Source organism: uncultured Empedobacter sp., assembly GCF_937930195.1.
Lineage (GTDB): Bacteria > Bacteroidota > Bacteroidia > Flavobacteriales > Weeksellaceae > Empedobacter > Empedobacter stercoris.
On the sequence record NZ_CALGVK010000164.1, the window covers coordinates 14292 to 33257 of the forward strand.

Sequence of the window (18966 nt, forward strand, 5' to 3'; positions counted from 1 at the left end):
ATTAAAGATAAAAAAAATGTTTGGAAATTTTGGAGACATCATGGGAATGATGGGAAAAATCAATTCATTTAAAGATAAATTTTCTGATTTAAAGAATGAATTAGACGGAGAAATTTTTACAACTACTTCTAACGACGGAAAAGTAAAAATTACCATGTCTAAATTGGCAACAGTAAAAGATATTGAACTTGCTGAAGGAATGGAGAAAGAAGAGATTGAGGATTTATTAGTAATGACGTTAAACAAAGCGTTAGAGCAAGTAAAAACAGAAGCAATCGATAGAGCGAAGAAAACTGCTCAAGAAAACTTACCAAACATTCCTGGAATGCCTTTCTAAAAAGAGATTGATTACAAGATAAAAACCCTGAAAATTAATTTTCAGGGTTTTGTTTTATGTAATAATTTGGATTTTCATCTTCTTCATTCAAAGATTCTAAATATTCTGCTCTCAAACGTTCTTGTTCTTGGTAAACTTCCCATAAATGCTCGGCTTGTGGGTCATAATAATTTTCTTGATCCCATTTCGGAACTTCTTTTTGTGGACCAATTTTTCGAAATAAATAGGCGAAAAACGCACCTGAAATAAATCCGCTCAAATGACCTTCCCATGAGATAGAATTACTACTTGTATCTGTTTTTAGTTGAGGTAAAATTTCTTGCGGAACCATCCCCCAAATCATTCCACCATATAATAAAATAATAATTAATGATATTGCCATCAAACCACGTTCTTTTCGGATAATACCACTAAAAAAGATAAACGAAGCCAATAAATAAACAATAGAACTTGCACCAATATGACAACTTACGTTATCATCTAAAAATGAGGGATTTCCAATAATCCATAAGATTGTTCCTGATAAAATCCAACCAAAGAAAATAACGTAATAGGCCAATCTATCATACATTAACAAGGCGATAAAGCTTAGAAATGCCAATGGAAAAGTATTGCTAATAATGTGTTTCCATCCCGAATGGAAAAATGGTGAAAATAAAATACCTTTCAAGCCTACAAAAGTTCGAGGAATAACACCATAACAACCATCAAAGCTGTATCCATTTTGTTGAAATAGAAAGATAATCCACATGGGGATAAGTAATAATAACGGGATTATAATTGTTTTCTTTGGAAAGGGATACCTCATATAAATGGTTTCGGATGTTGCTTTCAATCTTTATTCCTTTCGAGAAATACTGCCAAAATTGGTTAAATTATGATTAAAATCGTTTGATTAATTCTTTTGCAAGCAATTTCCAATCCGTCCATTTTACACCTAATTGATGATTTTGTATAGCAATGTTATGTTGATAATCTAAATGCTTAATCACTTCTTTATAAGCTTTTATGAGGTTGAATGAAGGATCGTAGATGTGTGTTGCTTCCGAATTAGCTCCATTAACTTCGAGTATGACAAAATTTCCGTTTTGAAAATCTTCTAAACTTTTTGCTTTCAAATCAATTCGCCCATAATAAAATCCATCAATTTTTTGAGCGATTTGATCAATGGTTTCTTCTAATTTTATCGTTTTTAAATATGATCCATCCAAAAATGTAGTTCCACGACTATGATTACCAATAGGCTCTACTAATAATTGTTCACCTTTTGCAAGAATAGAATTTAACTCGTTTTGATAGCGTTTAGTTAAATAATCTTTTCGGTAAAATGCTCTTAAATTTTGATCGATTAATTCTTTTAACGTCGACTTTCCATCGCCTGTAAATGTTAAAAAATCTTTTGCTGTAATCGAAAGTATTTTACCATTTTTTTCTTTTGGTAATCGAACGTAAAATACACCAAATTCAAAATTTGATTGAATATATTCTTGTAAAATTAAATCACGATTATTTTGTTTTAAATAATGATTCCAGTCAAAATTATTTCGAATTAATTCGACTCCAATTCCACGTTCACCAAGATTTGGTTTGGCAATAAAAGGAAAATTAAACGGAAGTTTTTGTGTTGTAAATTCCTCAAAAAAAACAGTTTTTGGTTTGTAATCTTCTTCAATTTGATTCAATAAATCTATTTTCGAATAATCGATAAATCCGCCCCATTTCATTTTTGGATTTACGGAACAAAAGTAAGCTGGTGCACCTGCCTGAAAAATTTTATAAATATACCAAGGTGTTAATGGTCCATAGAATAGCCAGAATGGCCAAAATTCGTATTGTGTCCATTTCGCAATATTTGGTTTCATTTTTCTTGATTTTGAAAAGCAATTGTTGAAGAAGCAATTCCAAAATTTTGTGGAATTTTAAATGTGGGAAAATGAGTTTCAATGGCGATTTTAATCAATGCAAAATGATGAATACTATGATCAAAACAATACATTATTTCACGATAATTTGTGGTATTAATCATAAAATGTTCACCATAATAATTCTGTTTGAGTTGAATAGTTATGTCTAAATCTAAAGCTTCAATTTTAGTTTTTAAATGATTTAAAGTCGTCAAACTTTCAACAACAGAATTTTCTAACGAATGATTACGTTGTCGATCATCATAAGAAATACAACGATTTTCCTGAGCTTGTAGCAAACAAGAGTAAAACTCAATAATATGACGAAAATGTTGACCAACAGAAGCGTTTGAAATAATTTTTAATTCTTGTTGAAAAGACGTATCGTCAAATTGCAAAAGAATTGATTTCATTTCATCAAAAGAATGCGATATAGTTTTCTGAATACTCATAATTCTTTGCAAAGATAAATTTTTACATTTGAACTAAATTGAAAAATGAGATGTGTATAGTCAGTTTTTATAGAAATGATGATGAATTTGTGTTGACCCACAACCGAGACGAAGAAATTAGTCGATCTTCTTCAAATGAAATTGTAGAACAAATACGTTTCGGAAAAACCTATTTTTCGCCTGTTGATGAACGAGCAAAAGGTACTTGGATGTTCTATTCGGAGCAATATGTTGCTTGTATTTTGAATGGTGGAATCGAAAAACCATTACATCTTAAAGAGCAATACAGAGAAAGTAGAGGAATTATTTTATTAGATTTGTTGAAGTATAATACTGTAAAAGAGTTTGTTAATTCGGAAAATTTGTCAGAAATCGCACCTTTTACCATTTTTGTTTTTGAAAGAACAACTAAAAATGCTTACCTTTTGTTTTGGAATGAAAATGAATTGAGTGTAAAAGACGTTTCACAAGAAAAAATTGTAACATGGTGTTCGTCTACTTTATACAGTCCTGAAAGAAGAAATGAAATTGATCAAATTATACAATCAAATTCTACACTTTCTTCAGAAGAAATAATTGATTTACATGATCAATTAAAGATGAATAAAGGCGATTTATACGATTTCTTAGCGACTACATCTATTTCTCAAATTTTTATGAATTCATTAAGAATTGATATGAAATATTGTCAGCTATTTTGAAATTAATAGACAATAATTCCCTATTTTAGGGATTCATCAAATCATTTCGGACATAGGCATAATTTATGCTATAGTCTACCAGAATAATTATATTTGTTAAAGACAGCTTAAATAATAAAATGAACGATAATTTCTCACAACAAGTAAAAGACGTTATTTCTTACAGTAAGGAAGAAGCGTTGAGATTAGGCCACGACCAAATAGGAACGGAACACCTTCTGTTGGGGATTATTCGCGACGGTGAAGGGAAAGCCATTTCTGTCTTAGAAGCATTAAATGTTGATTTAGACGAAATGCGTCAAAAAATAGAAAACCTAAACCCAGCTAAAGAAACTCCGGTTAATAATATAAAAAATTTGAGTTTGACAAAACAAGCCGAAAGAGCGTTGAAAACCACATTCTTAGAAGCAAAATTGTTTAAAAGTCCGACTGTAAATACAATTCACTTATTATTGTGTATCCTTCGTAATGAAAACGATCCGATTACCAAGTTAATGAATAGGTTAGATATTGATTACAATACAGTAAAGGAAGAATTCAAATTTCAATTTCAAGATGAGGAAATTCAATCTCCTCGTGCAGAAAATCCATCTTTTGATGGAGGGGATTCTGATAGCGATTTTGAACGTGCGTCTAAAAGTAAATCAACTTCGAAAAGTAAAACACCTGTTTTAGATAATTTCGGACGAGATTTAACAGCGATAGCACAAGAAGGAAAATTGGATCCTGTTGTTGGGCGTGAAAAAGAAATAGAACGTGTTTCTCAAATTCTTTCTCGTCGCAAAAAGAATAATCCATTGTTAATTGGAGAACCAGGTGTTGGTAAATCTGCAATCGCAGAAGGTTTAGCCTTACGAATTGTACAACGTAAAGTTTCGCGCGTTTTGTTCAACAAACGTGTAGTTACATTAGATTTAGCTTCGTTAGTTGCTGGAACTAAATACCGTGGGCAATTTGAAGAAAGGATGAAAGCCATCATGAATGAATTAGAGAAAAATGATGACATTATTCTTTTCATTGATGAATTACATACGATAGTTGGAGCAGGAGGAGCAACAGGTTCTTTGGATGCTTCTAACATGTTTAAACCAGCATTAGCTCGTGGAGAATTACAATGTATTGGTGCAACAACGTTGGATGAATATCGTCAGTACATCGAAAAAGATGGCGCATTAGTTCGTCGTTTTCAAAATGTGATGGTAGAGCCAACAACGCCTGAAGAAACATTACAGATTTTACAGAACATCAAAGATAAGTACGAAGCGCATCATAATGTAAATTATACAGATGAAGCGTTGCAAGCGTGTGTTAATTTGACAACACGTTATATCACAGATCGTTTCTTGCCAGATAAAGCGATTGATGCTTTAGATGAAGCTGGTTCTCGCGTTCATATCAAGAATATAAAAGTTCCACAAGAAATTTTAGATCTTGAAGCAAAATTAGAAGAGGTTCGTGAAGAAAAAACGAAAGTTGTGAAATCTCAGAAATACGAAGAAGCAGCTCGTTTACGTGACTCAGAAAAGCAATTAGAAAGCGATTTGAAACGTGAACAAGCAAAATGGATGCAAGAATCAAAAGAGAATCGCGAAACGGTTACAGAGGAAAATGTAGCGGAAGTAGTTTCGTTGATGTCAGGAGTTCCTGTTCATCGTGTTGCTGAAAAAGAATTGAAAAAATTAGCTCAAATGAATGAGTTAATGAAAGGAAAAGTAATTGGACAAGATGAAGCGGTAACGAAAGTTGTGAAAGCAATTCAACGTAATCGTGCAGGATTAAAAGATCCGAACAAACCAATAGGTTCATTCATTTTCTTAGGTACAACAGGTGTTGGTAAAACACAATTAGCGAAAGTTTTGGCGAAGGAAATCTTTGATTCTAATGATGCTTTAATTCGTATCGATATGTCAGAATACATGGAGAAATTTGCGGTTTCTCGCTTAGTAGGAGCACCTCCGGGCTATGTTGGCTACGAAGAAGGTGGTCAGTTGACAGAAGCAGTGCGTCGTAAACCATATGCAGTAATTTTGCTTGATGAGATCGAAAAAGCGCATCCTGATGTATTCAATATCTTATTACAAATTTTGGATGATGGTCATGTAACAGATAGTTTAGGTCGTAAAGTTGATTTCCGTAATACGATTATCATTTTAACATCTAACATTGGTACAAGACAATTAAAAGATTTTGGTGATGGCGTTGGATTTGGAACTTCATCGAAGAAAGATTCTGCAGATGAACGTGCAAAATCAACAATTGAAACAGCATTAAAACGTGCTTTTGCTCCAGAATTCTTAAATCGTATTGATGATATTATTTTCTTTAATTCATTAACAAAAGAAAATATCATGAAGATTATTGATATTGAGTTAGCAAGTTTAATTGAGCGTCTGACAGCATTAGATTATCATATCGAATTAACTGAAGAAGCGAAAAATTTTATTGCTGACAAAGGTTTTGATAAAGATTACGGTGCTCGTCCATTGAAACGTGCTATTCAGAAATATATTGAAGATCCGATGGCAGAGGAGATTATCAATGCGGTAATAAGTGAAGGTGATCAATTAATCCTTGACTTGAATGAAGCAAAAGATGGTGTTAAAATTTCTGTAAAAGGAAAAACGAAAGAAGAAAAATCAGAATAATTTCTAAGTTTCTATAAAAGAAAGGCTTAAACATTTTTGTTTAAGCCTTTTTTATTTCGGTAACTTTTGCCGTACATTTGTGCTCAGCAAGCCACTTTGTCGCTTCATGTACGTGAAGAGGAAAGTCCGGGCTCCAAAGAGTAAGCATAGCGGGTAACGCCCGTCCGTCGAGAGGCGAGGACAAGTGCAACAGAAAGTATGTACAGTTCGGCTGTAGTGAAACCAGGTAAACTCTATGCGGAGCAATGCCATGTATACCAGCAGTTAAGAGCTACTCGTTCGTTGCTGGGGGGTAGGCAGATTGATGTTTCAGGCAACTGAAACACTAGATAAATGACAAAGCATTTTAAATCATTAAGATGACAGAACCCGGCTTATCGGCTTGCTTTTTTACTTTTTAAAGTAAAGACTAAACAATTCAGATGTATTTGAACAATGGTTTTTCTTCAAAATATTTCTTCGATGCGTATCTATTGTATGTTTACTCAAACCAATAGCATCAGCAATATCTTGGCTTGTATAACCTCTGAACAAATATTCTACAATTTCTTTTTCTTTTTTCGTTAACAATAATGAAGAATCTGTTTTCGGATGAAGCAAGTTACTTAAACCATTTTCGATGTTATAAATTTGCATAGTTGGAATTCCACCAACTTTTATTTGTGTAATATCATTTGCTAAGCAAAAAACACGATTAGGTAATAGATTTTCGCTCAATTCATAAAAAAAATGTTGAAGATGTATTTGATGAATAATTCCTTTTTTATCTATCACACGAAAGTTATACATAAATTTATAATTGACTCTTTCCTCTGGCGTAATTTCTGTGTTAAAATTTGCAATTTTTTGTTGGATATCAATGACATTTTCTAAATCATCAGGATGTACAATTTTTACACAAAGTTCTGCGGTATATTCTGTCGGATGATAACCTAAAATAGATTCAGCTTGTGGAGAAACATACTCGAAAACAGCCGAATTAGGATTGATTACATACATAAAATATTCACCAATAGATAAACTTGCGAATGCTTGTAATGATTCTTCAATCGATTTAAAACAATCCTCCTTTTCTTCTTTATTTCTACAATCAGTATTTTCACTCCAAAGTTGTTTGACGATTGTAGTATATTCTATTAAAGATTTTTGATCAGATTTATTCATAAAATTAGATTTATTGTTTATCCACAATACCGATTGATGAGTATTTTTTGAATAAGCAAGATAACTTATTTTTGCAAGATAAATATATAGTAAAAGCTATTTTTGCTTTTATAACCAACCTAAATAATCTAAAACAATAAAAAAGGAGCTTTTAATAAGCTCCTTTTTTATTTTATTGAAAGGTATTAAAGTAAAGATTTTACTTTTTCGATTACTGCAGTAGAATCAATACCATATTTTTTCATCAAATCTGAAGGTGTTCCAGATTCACCGAATGTATCATTAACTGCAACAAAAGCTTGTTTTGTTGGTAATTTTTGAGCTAAAACTCGTGCAACAGATTCTCCTAAACCTCCTAAGATATTGTGCTCTTCAGCTGTAACAATTTTACCTGTTTTTTTGACAGAGTTTAAGATTATTTCTTCATCCAAAGGTTTAATAGTATGAATATTGATTACTTCACAAGAGATTCCCTCTTTTTCTAATTCAGCAGCTGCAACCAAAGATTCCCAAACCAAATGTCCAGTAGCAACGATTGTTACATCAGAACCTTCGTTCATTAAAATTCCTTTACCAATTTCAAATTTTTGATCAGCTGGTGTGAAAACTGGAACCGCAGGACGTCCGAAACGCAAGTATACAGGACCTTCATATTCAGCAACAGCAAGTGTAGCCGCTTTTGTTTGATTGTAATCACAAGGATTAATCACAACCATTCCTGGTAACATTTTCATCAAACCAATATCTTCTAAAGTTTGGTGAGTTGCACCATCTTCCCCTAATGTTAAACCAGCATGTGATGCTGCAATTTTTACATTTTTGTTTGAGTAAGCGATAGATTGACGAATTTGGTCGTATACACGTGCTGTAGAAAACTCAGCAAATGTTCCAGTGAAAGGAATTTTACCACCAATTGTTAATCCTGCTGCAATTCCCATCATGTTTGCTTCTGCAATACCAATTTGGAAAAAACGCTCTGGATTTTCTTTGATAAATTGATCCATTTTTAATGAACCAATCAAGTCGGCACATAATGCAACAACGTTTGGGTTAGTTCTCCCTAACTCTGTTAATCCATCTCCAAATCCACTACGTGTATCTTTTTTTTCTGTGTATGTTAAGTCTATCATTGTTTTTGTTTTTTGTATTCGTTTTTGTATTCTTCTACTTCTTTTTTCTCATCAAATTGATACATAAAATCAGTTGGTGAAATCGTTTCGTTTTCGTCAGAATTATTTTTTAACCAATTTTCTAAAGTTTCTACATTTTCTAACACAATATTCTGTCCAACTCGGTACACCAAGCCTTTCAAATTTAATTCAGAATTGATAAACGGAACAGAGTTGATAGTAGATGTTGTATCAATACACATTTCAGTTCCATTATCATTGTCGTTATCTTTTCTAAAAATAGTATAAACTTCGCACAATTGATTTTGAATAGTTTCTTTTTTACCCGTTTTGTTCGCTACATAGTTGTTTCCGAACTCTTGATTAGTTAAACTTGGATGATTGGTAAGAAGAAATTTATTTCCTAATAAATCTTTTGTTCCTTCGAAATCTATTTTAAAAACCTTTGGATTTTCTTCTTCGCTGTAAACAGAATACATGTTTTCGTTCACTTTTAACGAAGCGAAATTTCCCATTGGTGTTCGTGTTATCATCAAATGCGCTTTGTAATCTTTGGTTGATAAAATATCTAAAAAATCTGAATAAAAATCACTTTTGATGCGATATTGTATGACGTTTTCAAATGTATACGTTTGCATTTGAGCAAAAGTAAAACTGGCGAAAAACATTAGAATAAAGCTGATTGATTTTTTCATGATCGATGAGTTTGATAAATAATTAATCCAAAGAATTAAAGAAAGTTGTTAACTTATCTTTGTCTTCTTTTTTCAGTTTATCGAATTTATTTGTAATCTCTAAAACACTTTTTCTCATTGCATCAATTGTTTCAGTTAATCCAACACTTCCGCTTTGATAGATGTACAAATCACATATTTGACCAGCGTAATTGTAAACCAAGTTTCCTAATTCTTTGTCTGTGAAAGCCGGAATTTTAGTTTTTAAATCTTTACAATGTGCTGGTGCAATTTTCAAGTAACTCTGTACATTAGGATTGTCGATTGCTAAATCAATTACACTAATATCAGTCGTTTTGTAAGTCGAAGTGTAAGGATTATAATAATCTGCAATATCTACAGCTTCGTAAGCAGAATCTACCGCAGCGGCAGCTTCATCATAAGCTGTTGATACCTCAGTTAATTTAAAGTTTTTTGCATCTTCAAAATACGTTTTGAAAAGGTTGTTTAACTCTTTTACTTCTCCTTTATTTGCTAATTTATTCTTTTTGAATTGCTTAATTAATTGATTCGTAGAACCTTCTGCTGTTGTAAGTGCAGTTGATCGTTCCAAATCAGGATTGCCATCATAATCAGCATCTGTATAAACTAAATTGTAGTTTAAACCTGCAATAGTCGAAAAAAGTTGATTAACATTATCATTTTCAGATGTTTGATAGGTATAAAAGTTAATTATCGGATCTTCGTAACGATTGTCTGTGTTGTATGCTGTATAGGTAGAATCTACAACTGTATTAGCGTACAAATCTTCGTAATACGTTTTACTTTTTTCTAATTTTTCGGCGAACTTCTCAATTTCTTTTGCTTGATCAAAAGTTAATTTTGCATTCGCTTTTCCTATTTTATCAACGGTAAAACCAAATGTAGCTTCATCGTTCGTTGTTAAATTAACGAGCAAACCTTTGATATTTTGTTTAGACAGCAGAAAACTAATATTATCAATCGAGTTTTTTTCATCAACACAGATAGAAGTAGTCGTTTCGAAATCATCTTTTTTCGAGATTACTTCGTAATTATTACAGGTATATCCGTTGATTGTTGATGTTTTATTTAGATTAACAACATTGGTAATGTTAGAAAAATAATGATCTTGATAAGGCTTTATTTCCTCTTCATCAATCCCCTCGTAATATGAAGGAAGTTTTATCGAAAGATTATTTTCAAGCGTATTTGCAGTAACATCAAAATATTTATGATCAGTTATTAAGAATGATTCCCTAAAAAAAGTATTCCCTGTACTGTAATAATTTAAGAAATTTTGTGTGTTCTCTGCCGTTCCTAAAACAGCTTCTTTTGATAGATACATCACAAATTGAAAATTATCATTTTGTATGCTGACCAGCTCTTTGTACTCTTCAGGTAAATTAACTTTGTACGTTATTTTTTTGTCAAAAGAAAATGTTTTCTCTTGTCCAAAAGCAGTCAAAGAACAAAGTGCAAGTATAGAATAAACTATTTTTTTCATGGTATTTTGATGATGTTAGATTGTTTTTAGTAATCTTTTAATTCAGTTTCTGGATTTTGCTCTAATGCAGAAGCTAATTGCTCGTCGTTAGGTGCTTTCCCATGCCAAGAATGACTTCCCATCATGTAATCAACACCGTTCCCCATCTCTGTATATAATAAGATAGAAACTGGTTTTCCATTACCTGTTAATGTCTTTGCTTTTTCTAAAATAGCAATAACTTTTTCTAAATTATTCCCCTCTTTTTCTTCCAAAACAATCCATCCAAAAGCTTCTAATTTCGCTTTCAAATCACCCAAAGGCATTACAACATCAGTATCTCCATCTATCTGGCGACCGTTATAATCAATTGTAGCAATTACATTATCCACTTTTTTACCAGCAGCGTACATAAATGCTTCCCAAACTTGCCCTTCTTGCAATTCACCATCACCGTGTAAGGTATAAACTAATTTGTCGTCGTTGTTTAATTTTTTTGCTTGTGCAGCTCCCAATGCAACAGATAATCCTTGTCCCAAAGACCCTGATGCAATACGAATACCTGGCAAACCTTCGTGTGTTGTTGGGTGACCTTGTAAACGTGAATCTAATTTTCTGAATGTAGCCAATTCGCTTACTGGGAAAAACCCTGTACGAGCCAATGTGCTGTAGAAAACTGGTGAAATGTGTCCGTTTGATAAGAAAAATAAATCTTCTCCTTTTCCGTCCATAGAAAAATCTGTCGAATAGCTCATGATTTTACCGTATAATGCAGCAAAATATTCTGCACAACCCAATGATCCACCTGGGTGTCCACTGTTTACGGCATGTACCATTCTCAAAATATCTCTCCTTGTTTGTTGTACTTGTGTTTGAAGTTCTTGAAGTGTCATTGTTTGTTTATAAAAATTTGAACAAAAATAATTCTTTTTTAATCGGCAAAAAAATGATAGGACATAAATCGCTACAAATAGGGGGAATAATCACCAATAAAACTTAAGTTGCGCAAGAGTTAATGAAAACCTACGTAAGAGTTAATGAAAACCTACGTAAGAGTTGGTGAAAACCTGCGCAAGAGTTGGTGAAAACCTGCGCAAGAGTTGGTGAAAACCTGCGCAAGAGTTAGTAAAAACCTGCGCAAGAGTTGATGAACAAGAAGCCTCTCTTTTGTGCTTCTGATTTTATAGGTTATAAATTTTATTCATCATACAAAAAATGGAGAAACCTTTGCTTCTCCATTTTTGTGATTATTCTTCTACGTGCCATTCGCCACGATGTGGTATTAAGGCGTCGCGAACTTGTATCATTTCCGATTCTACGACAACCAAATAAGCAACCGCATATTCGGGTTCTACTTCAACAAATTCTGCAAACGTACTTTGCAATTTTTCTTTTTCTGCGTATTGTTTTAGATGAATGGCGTGATGTTTTGCCGTTGGTATAGCGTCGGGACCATAAAAATCCCAGATTAATTTTAATTTCTTTTCCATTTTTTAATTGATTTCTTTTTGACGATTAGAACTAACAAGCCACAATCCAATAAAAGTTAATAAACCATTTAGTATGATTAATTCAACACCAATTCGATAGTCGCTAAAGTTAATGACTAATTCGTTGATGATATAAGTAAAGACAGGTGCTGAAAGTGCTACTGTAATGATTGCGTATTTTTTGTAAATATTACGTTTGGTTAAAATTCCGAAAGCGAACAAACCTAATAATGGCCCATACGTGTAACCAGCAACTTCCATCACAAGATATACAATAGATTTGTTGTTGATCGCTTTAAAAACCATGATTAAAATAAAAAAAACAACCGTAAAAACTAAGTGAACACGAATACGAATCTTTTTCTTTTCCTTTTCCGATTTTACTTTGTCCTCGTTGATGTTTAATAAATCGACACAATAAGAACTTGTTACTGCTGTTAATGCACCATCGGCAGAAGGAAATAGGGCAGAGATTAAACCGATAATAAAGATAATCGAAATAATCATAGGGAAATGTTCTCCTAAAAGAGAAAGTGCAGGGAACATATCATCACCCATAATATTTTGCCCACCTTGTTGCATAAAGAAACCATCGGCGGTGTAAAAACCACCTTCGCTCATCGCATATAAATACAGTAATCCACCTAAGAAAAGGAATGCTAAATTGACAATTAACAATGTTCCTGCAAAGGTTAACATGTTCTTTTTGGAGTTGTGTAGATTGTCAACCGAAATATTTTTCTGCATCATTTCTTGGTCCAAACCAGTCATTGCAATCGTGATAAACATACCACCCAATATTGTTTTTAGGAAATAAGTTTTCGAGTTTGGGTCAAGATTAATCAAATGGGTGTAGTTCTTGGCTTGCATCATATCGTAAGCTTCGCCAACAGATAAATTAAGGTGCGATAAGATGAACCAAATACAAGCAATCAAACTAATAATCATGAAAGATGTTTGTAAGGTATCTGTAACCACAATTGTTTTTACACCACCTTCGAAGGTGTATAATAATATCATCAATAATAAGACGAATGTTGTTGCCCAAAACGGAATGCCAAGATTATCTAACAAAAAGATTTGTAAGACATTTACTACTAAATACAGGCGAGCAGTAGCACCAATCCCTCTTGAAATAATGAAGAAAACAGATCCCATTTTGTGTGCTTCGACATTGAAACGTTTCCCGAGATAGGTGTAAATTGAGGTTAAATTCATTCGGTAATACAACGGAAGTAAAACTCCGGCTACGATAAAGTAACCAAGGAAAAACCCGATGACCATCATATAATATTCGAATCCTCCGTAAATATATTCCGATCCAGTTAGCTTACCAACCGTACCTGGAACCGAAATAAAAGTAACACCACTAAGACTTGTTCCAATCATACCGAAGGCTACCAACCACCATTTACTTTTCTTGTTTCCGTTAAAGAAAGATTGATTGTCAGAATTTCGGCTGGTATAGTAAGAGATAACTAAAAGTCCTACAAAGTATACGATAACACAAAGTAGTAAAATTGTTGAGTTCATAATTTATTTAGTAAATAAGCCCAAATTTAATATTTTTGAGTTAATGATGACCGATTAATTTTAAGAAGATAATATTGTAAATTTGTCGTCTATAATTTTTTTGAACGAATGAATTACCCAAGCAAGGTTTTAGAGCGAGCTGTAGAAGAGATGTCAAATTTGCCAGGAATAGGGAAGAGAACTGCTTTGCGACTTGTTTTACATATGTTAAATCGTCCCAAATCTCAGACAACTGCTTTATCTGAAGCACTTTCTCATCTGGTGAATGATGTGAAGTATTGTCAGCATTGTCATACGATTTCTGATGATGAGGTTTGTGATATATGCAATAATCCTTTACGAGACGAAACAACGATTTGTGTAGTAGAAGATGTGCGTGATGTCATGGCAATTGAAAACACAGGACAATTTAAAGGACAATATCACGTTTTAGGAGGAAAGATTTCTCCAATGGAAGGCATCGGTCCAGGACAATTAAATATTCAAACCTTGGTTGATCGTGTTCAGAATGAGAATGTAAAAGAAATAATTTTTGCCTTAAGTTCGACAATGGAAGGTGACACAACTGTTTTTTATTTGTACCGACAATTAAAGAATACTGAAATTATTTTTTCAGCTATTGCGAGAGGACTTGGTGTTGGTGATGAATTGGAATATGCAGATGAAGCTACATTGGTTCGATCTATTCAGCATCGAATACCGTATTCTGAAAATAAATTTTAAATGAAAGTATCGATAATTATTGTTAGTTATAATGCACCAAAACATTTAGAGCTTTGCCTTGATTCGTGTCAACAAGCTTTACAAAACATAGATGGCGAAATCATTGTAATTGATAATAATTCATCAGAAACAGATTTTACAGTTCTACAAAACCTTTTTCCAGAGGTTAAGTTTCTGCTTCAAAAAGAGAATCATGGTTTTGCAAAAGCGAATAATATAGCTGTTGAAAAGGCTTTGGGTGAATATATTTTGATTCTTAATCCGGATACTGTTCTACCAGAGAATTTGTTTAAACCTTTAATAGAACTTCATCAATCGAAAGAAAAAATAGGATTTATAGGTGTTCGTTTGATGGATACAAATGGTAATTTTCATCCAGAATCTAAACGAAATATCCCCACAGCAAAAAACTCTTTTTCTAAACTATTTAATCGATTTAATCATTCACAAAAGAATAATTATTACAAATTAGAAGTGGAGGAGTTTGAAACGGCACCTTGCGAAATTTTGGTTGGTGCTTTTATGTTTACTACGAAAAAGATTTACCAACAAATAGGAGGGTTTGATCCACGTTATTTTATGTATGGTGAAGACATCGATTTGTCTTTCAGTGCTGAATTAGCGGGCTATAAAAACTATTATAAAGGAGATATAACCGTTTTACATTATAAAGGAGAAAGTACAAAGCGAGATAAAAAATATTACAAACATTTTTTTGAAGCAATGATGATTTTTTTGGCGAAATACTATAAAAATAATAGGTTGAATTATCAACTTTTACGTTTAGGAATTTCGATTAAATATTTGTTAGAAATCTTGAAATTTTCAATCAATCCATCAAATAATAAACTCAAAGTTGATGTAAATGAGGAAGATTTTTATTGGTTAAATCCTACTTCTGAACTACATTCGTTAACTGAGAATCATATAGTATTAGAAGCAGAGGAGTTTTCTTATCAACAAATATTATCCATTATATCAACAAATAATTCGAATACTCGATCATTTTACATTCGTCCCAAGAATTGTAATTATGTGATTGGAGATGATAAGAAAATTATTAAAATAAATGAATAAAAAAAGCTGAATCTTATTGTTCAGCTTTTAAAGTATCTTTTTTCTCAACTTTCGGAGTTTCTACAGTTTTTGTAGAATCTTTCACTTCCTCTTGTTTTTCTTCAACTACTTCTTCATGTTTTTCATGAGGAGCTTCAGCTTTATGATGCATTTCTTCAGCAGTAGCAGGTTCGTGAACTACAGGAAGTACAGCGTGGTTACCACCAGCTTTAGAGTTACAAGAAGTAGCAAATGCAGCAACAGCTACTAAAAGAATTAATTTTTTCATGACGTACAAAATTTATTGTATGGGTATATGATTAATATATTGTTTTGACAAAATTAGTTAAAAACATTGAGTTCAACTAACTGATTTATTTCAATTGTGCAATTTTCTGAATTCCGCCTTTTGTTTTATCACCAACTTTTACATTGATTTCTGTATCAAGTGGTAAAAAGATATCAACACGTGAACCGAATTTGATAAAACCGTATTCTTTACCAGCAACAGCTGTGTCATTTTCTTTACTATAACAAACAATTCTTCTCGCAACAGCACCAGCAATCTGTCTAAAAAGAATTTTTGTATGGTCAGCATTTTCTACTACAACCGTTGTTCTTTCGTTTAATTCTGATGATTTTGGATGAAAAGCAACTAAAAATTTTCCTGGATGATATTTTGAATAAATGACTTTTCCATTTACTGGATAACGTGTAACGTGTACATTAAGTGGTGTCATGAAAATAGATAATTGAATGCATTTCTGATTCAAAAATTCACTTTCATATACTTCTTCTAATACAACAACTTTTCCGTCTACAGGTGCAATAACGCAGTTTTCAGATGAGTCTGATTCTCGAATTGGATTTCTGAAAAACCAAACGATAAAGCCGTAAAGTATCCATAAAGGCAAGGCAAAATAAAAGCCATAAACAGGGAAAAAGTAATTTAATACTCCTGTAGCGATTGCAAATAAAATTAAGCAACCGATCAAAATTGCTGTTCCTTCTCTGTGAAGTTTCATAAAATATATACGAATAAATAATACAAATAAACAAATGGGACGACAAATATAAAACTATCTAATCGATCTAAAAAACCACCATGACCAGGAATTAAATTGCTACTGTCTTTTACATTGAAAAAACGTTTCAATTTAGACTCTGTTAAATCTCCTACTGGACCTAATGCAGCAACGATTAAACCTATAATCATCCAATTTCCATGTAAGTTATCTCCAAAATAGTTCTGAATCAAAAATCCAGCTATTAACGTAAAAACGATTCCTCCAAAAAATCCTTCCCATGTCTTAGCTCCCGATATTTTTGGTGCTAATTTATGTTTTCCGATTAAGTTTCCTGTCAAATAAGCAAATGTATCACTACACCAAAGTAATAAGAAAACAAAGAAAACTTCGTAATGCATTACCTTTTCGCCTAAAGCATAATCAAAACTTGGTAAGGTTAGTGCGACAGCAAAAGGAGCGATAACGTATGTTAAACCCAAAGTAACTTTTCCAAAATCATTCAATAACTCATTTGTAGATTTGAAAATAACATAAATGCTAAAAACAAATAAAACAGGTATAATGAAATATAAACTTCTTAAGTGAAAATAATAATGGTTAGATGTTTCGAAGGCTTCTAAAAACTCTTTTCCATAATAACCAAAAACAATTAATGCAGCTAACAAAGCTCCTAATTTGTAAAGTTTATTGGTAAGGTTTGTGATTTTAAAGAATTCGTACAAACAAAAAAGTCCGAAAACCATCATTAAGACGATTAACCCTTTTGGATGTATTGTTGTTCCGAAAAATATAATAAGTGCATATATAAGTCCCGAGAAAGCTCTAATTGCTAAATTTTTCATCGCTATTCTTCAACCAACAACAAATAAATATTCTTCGCATTCTGTATATTAGGAAATTTGTGCATGTTTTTCCCGCGAATAGAAGTTATTTTAGATGGAAGGTTGTCTTTTTTTAATGTTCGTAATTTTTGTAATGCCGCCCCAACATTTTCTACTAATTGAGATGGGCGTGCATAGATAATAAAATTTGATGGAAAATCATCTATATTTCTACCACAAGTTTGATGTGCAGATAACATAATACTACCATCAAACGCAATTAAGAATTCGCAATTCAGAAAACTAAGTGTGTAACGCGAGTCACATGGGTTTTCTACATATGGAATCTGATTATTTGTTAACATCTCTTGAAGTTTCGGATCAAGACAAATTAATTCGGTTACATTTTCGTAATTGATGATTTCTTTTAAGTTTTGAAAAGCTTCTTGATTGTTATCACAGAATAAAAAATGACCACCACCAGCGTTGAAGTTTGTAGCAAAAACTTCGTCCATAGAAATTTTGTTTTCAGAAAAATTGGGATGAAATAAATCAATATGATTATCATCGTCAATATTTTCAGATTTCTCTGTCGCTTTTTTAAGTAGGTTTTTAATTGCTTTCCACATGGGAATGTATAATTTTTGTACGGGTTTAATACAAATTTACCCTAAAGGTAATAATTTTTAACAATATAATAAGAAGTAAAAAAAAATCGCCTATTTAAGGCGATTTTTTTTGAAAATTATATGGTTTGATTAAATATCATTTCCAGATTCTGGTTGAACTACTTGTTGCGGTTCAGTTTCGAAAGTTTTTTCATCTTTCTCTTCCATTTGATCTAATTCGCTGACATATTTTCTTGGGCCGAAGATTTCTTCTAAATCTTCTCTGAAAATAACTTCTTTCTCAATTAATTTTTGAGCCAATAAGTCAACTTTATCACGATTAATATCTAAGATTTCTTTTGCTCTTACATATTGCTCTTCAATCATTTTCTTAATTTCCTTGTCAATAACTTGAGCTGTTTGTTCAGAATATGGTTTACTGAATCCGTATTCGTTTTGCCCAGAAGAATCGTAGTACGAAACATTTCCGATTTCTTTATTAAGACCATAAATACTAATCATTGCATTGGCTTGTTTTGTCACTTTTTCTAAGTCGCTTAACGCTCCTGTAGAAATATTACCAAAAACAACTTCTTCCGCAGCACGACCACCCATTGTCATACACATTTCGTCTAACAATTGTTCTGTTGTTGTAATTTGTCTTTCTTCTGGCAAATACCAAGCAGCTCCTAATGAACGTCCACGAGGAACGATAGTTACCTTAACTAAAGGTGCAGCATGTTCTGTTAACCAACCGATTGTTGCGTGACCAGCTTCGTGATAAGCGATACGTTTTTTCTCAGATGGTTTGATTACTTTACTTTTCTTCTCTAAACCGCCGATAATACGGTCTACAGCGTCTAAGAAGTCTTGTTTTTCAACTACTTCTTTATTTTTACGAGCAGCAACTAAAGCAGCTTCGTTACAAACATTGAATATATCTGCACCAGAGAAACCTGGAGTTTGTTTTGCTAAAAATTCGATTTCAACATCTTCACCTAATTTTAATGGACGTAAGTGAACCGCGAAGATTTCTTTACGTTCATTTAGTTCAGGTAAATCAACATGAATAATACGGTCAAAACGACCTGGACGCATCAATGCTTTATCCAATACATCAGCACGGTTTGTTGCAGCAATCACAATTACGTTAGATTCTGTTCCGAAACCATCCATTTCTGTTAATAATTGGTTTA

At 32.5% G+C, this 18966-nt stretch carries 20 protein-coding genes and 1 other RNA gene; 6 read left to right on the top strand and 15 right to left on the bottom strand.

Going from position 1 to position 18966, the window contains the following annotated elements:
• Nucleotides 1–16 precede the first annotated feature (16 nt).
• Nucleotides 17–337, top strand: a complete 321-nt coding sequence (locus Q0616_RS09435) for a YbaB/EbfC family nucleoid-associated protein (RefSeq protein ID WP_038333099.1) — start codon at nt 17–19, stop codon at nt 335–337.
• Between the two features lie 34 nt (nt 338–371).
• Here Q0616_RS09435 and Q0616_RS09440 read toward each other — a convergent pair whose 3' ends face one another.
• From Q0616_RS09440 to Q0616_RS09450, 3 genes are all read right to left on the bottom strand, one after another.
• A complete protein-coding gene (locus Q0616_RS09440; protein WP_298776722.1) occupies nt 372–1145 on the bottom strand; it encodes a rhomboid family intramembrane serine protease in 774 nt (257 codons plus the stop codon).
• 73 nt (nt 1146–1218) lie between these two features.
• Nucleotides 1219–2199 (bottom strand): D-alanine--D-alanine ligase, encoded by a 981-nt coding sequence (locus Q0616_RS09445; RefSeq protein WP_298776724.1) that lies wholly within the window; start codon nt 2197–2199, stop codon nt 1219–1221.
• Complete coding sequence (locus Q0616_RS09450; RefSeq protein WP_171623235.1) at nt 2196–2693, bottom strand: hypothetical protein; 498 nt, start codon at nt 2691–2693, stop codon at nt 2196–2198. The genes Q0616_RS09445 and Q0616_RS09450 overlap by 4 nt, the downstream gene beginning before the upstream one ends.
• Nucleotides 2694–2743: 50 nt before the next feature.
• On the opposite strand from Q0616_RS09450, the gene Q0616_RS09455 reads away from it, so the two are divergent.
• The 3 genes from Q0616_RS09455 (at nt 2744) to rnpB (ending at nt 6432) form a co-directional block, all read left to right on the top strand.
• Nucleotides 2744–3394, top strand: a complete 651-nt coding sequence (locus tag Q0616_RS09455; RefSeq protein ID WP_260542188.1) for an NRDE family protein — start codon at nt 2744–2746, stop codon at nt 3392–3394.
• A gap of 119 nt (nt 3395–3513) precedes the next feature.
• Nucleotides 3514–6039, top strand: a complete 2526-nt coding sequence (locus Q0616_RS09460; RefSeq protein ID WP_298776733.1) for an ATP-dependent Clp protease ATP-binding subunit — start codon at nt 3514–3516, stop codon at nt 6037–6039.
• A gap of 83 nt (nt 6040–6122) precedes the next feature.
• Nucleotides 6123–6432: RNase P RNA component class A (gene rnpB / locus Q0616_RS09465), an RNA gene on the top strand.
• On the opposite strand, the gene Q0616_RS09470 is transcribed toward rnpB, so the two are convergent.
• From Q0616_RS09470 to Q0616_RS09500, 7 genes are all read right to left on the bottom strand, one after another.
• Nucleotides 6430–7203: a LuxR C-terminal-related transcriptional regulator gene (locus Q0616_RS09470; RefSeq protein ID WP_225541189.1), complete on the bottom strand. Its 774-nt coding sequence runs from the start codon at nt 7201–7203 to the stop codon at nt 6430–6432. The genes rnpB and Q0616_RS09470 overlap by 3 nt on opposite strands.
• A gap of 185 nt (nt 7204–7388) precedes the next feature.
• The gene (locus Q0616_RS09475) at nt 7389–8330 is read right to left on the bottom strand and encodes a transketolase family protein (protein ID WP_188320221.1); all 942 of its coding nucleotides are present in this window, start codon (nt 8328–8330) and stop codon (nt 7389–7391) included.
• Nucleotides 8330–9028: a hypothetical protein gene (locus Q0616_RS09480; protein ID WP_298776737.1), complete on the bottom strand. Its 699-nt coding sequence runs from the start codon at nt 9026–9028 to the stop codon at nt 8330–8332. The genes Q0616_RS09475 and Q0616_RS09480 overlap by 1 nt, the downstream gene beginning before the upstream one ends.
• A gap of 22 nt (nt 9029–9050) precedes the next feature.
• Nucleotides 9051–10532 carry a hypothetical protein gene (locus Q0616_RS09485; RefSeq protein ID WP_298776740.1) on the bottom strand — a complete coding sequence of 494 codons (1482 nt, stop codon included), beginning with the start codon at nt 10530–10532 and terminating at the stop codon, nt 9051–9053.
• Nucleotides 10533–10558: 26 nt separating this feature from the next.
• The gene (locus Q0616_RS09490) at nt 10559–11404 is read right to left on the bottom strand and encodes a transketolase (protein WP_171623241.1); all 846 of its coding nucleotides are present in this window, start codon (nt 11402–11404) and stop codon (nt 10559–10561) included.
• Between the two features lie 354 nt (nt 11405–11758).
• A complete protein-coding gene (locus tag Q0616_RS09495; protein WP_225539772.1) occupies nt 11759–12001 on the bottom strand; it encodes a hypothetical protein in 243 nt (80 codons plus the stop codon).
• A 3-nt stretch (nt 12002–12004) separates the two neighbouring features.
• Nucleotides 12005–13534, bottom strand: a complete 1530-nt coding sequence (locus Q0616_RS09500; protein ID WP_260542201.1) for a sodium:solute symporter — start codon at nt 13532–13534, stop codon at nt 12005–12007.
• A 108-nt stretch (nt 13535–13642) separates the two neighbouring features.
• On the opposite strand from Q0616_RS09500, the gene recR reads away from it, so the two are divergent.
• Nucleotides 13643–14257: a recombination mediator RecR gene (gene recR, locus Q0616_RS09505; RefSeq protein WP_171623245.1), complete on the top strand. Its 615-nt coding sequence runs from the start codon at nt 13643–13645 to the stop codon at nt 14255–14257.
• Nucleotides 14258–15334, top strand: coding sequence for a glycosyltransferase family 2 protein (locus tag Q0616_RS09510; protein ID WP_260542204.1), 1077 nt, complete (start codon nt 14258–14260; stop codon nt 15332–15334).
• 13 nt (nt 15335–15347) lie between these two features.
• Here the strand turns inward: Q0616_RS09510 and Q0616_RS09515 are convergent, their stop codons facing one another.
• From Q0616_RS09515 to Q0616_RS09535, 5 genes are all read right to left on the bottom strand, one after another.
• Nucleotides 15348–15602: a hypothetical protein gene (locus Q0616_RS09515; protein WP_171623247.1), complete on the bottom strand. Its 255-nt coding sequence runs from the start codon at nt 15600–15602 to the stop codon at nt 15348–15350.
• Nucleotides 15603–15687: 85 nt separating this feature from the next.
• On the bottom strand, nt 15688–16338 hold the full coding sequence (locus Q0616_RS09520; RefSeq protein WP_171623248.1) for a phosphatidylserine decarboxylase family protein: 651 nt from the start codon (nt 16336–16338) through the stop codon (nt 15688–15690).
• Nucleotides 16335–17183, bottom strand: a complete 849-nt coding sequence (locus Q0616_RS09525) for a phosphatidate cytidylyltransferase (protein ID WP_260542207.1) — start codon at nt 17181–17183, stop codon at nt 16335–16337. Before Q0616_RS09525 ends, Q0616_RS09520 begins: the two co-directional genes overlap by 4 nt.
• 2 nt (nt 17184–17185) lie before the next feature.
• Nucleotides 17186–17791: a hypothetical protein gene (locus tag Q0616_RS09530; protein ID WP_171623250.1), complete on the bottom strand. Its 606-nt coding sequence runs from the start codon at nt 17789–17791 to the stop codon at nt 17186–17188.
• A 129-nt stretch (nt 17792–17920) separates the two neighbouring features.
• On the bottom strand, nt 17921–18966 hold a 1046-nt coding region (locus Q0616_RS09535), incomplete at its 5' end, for an AAA family ATPase (protein WP_298776754.1).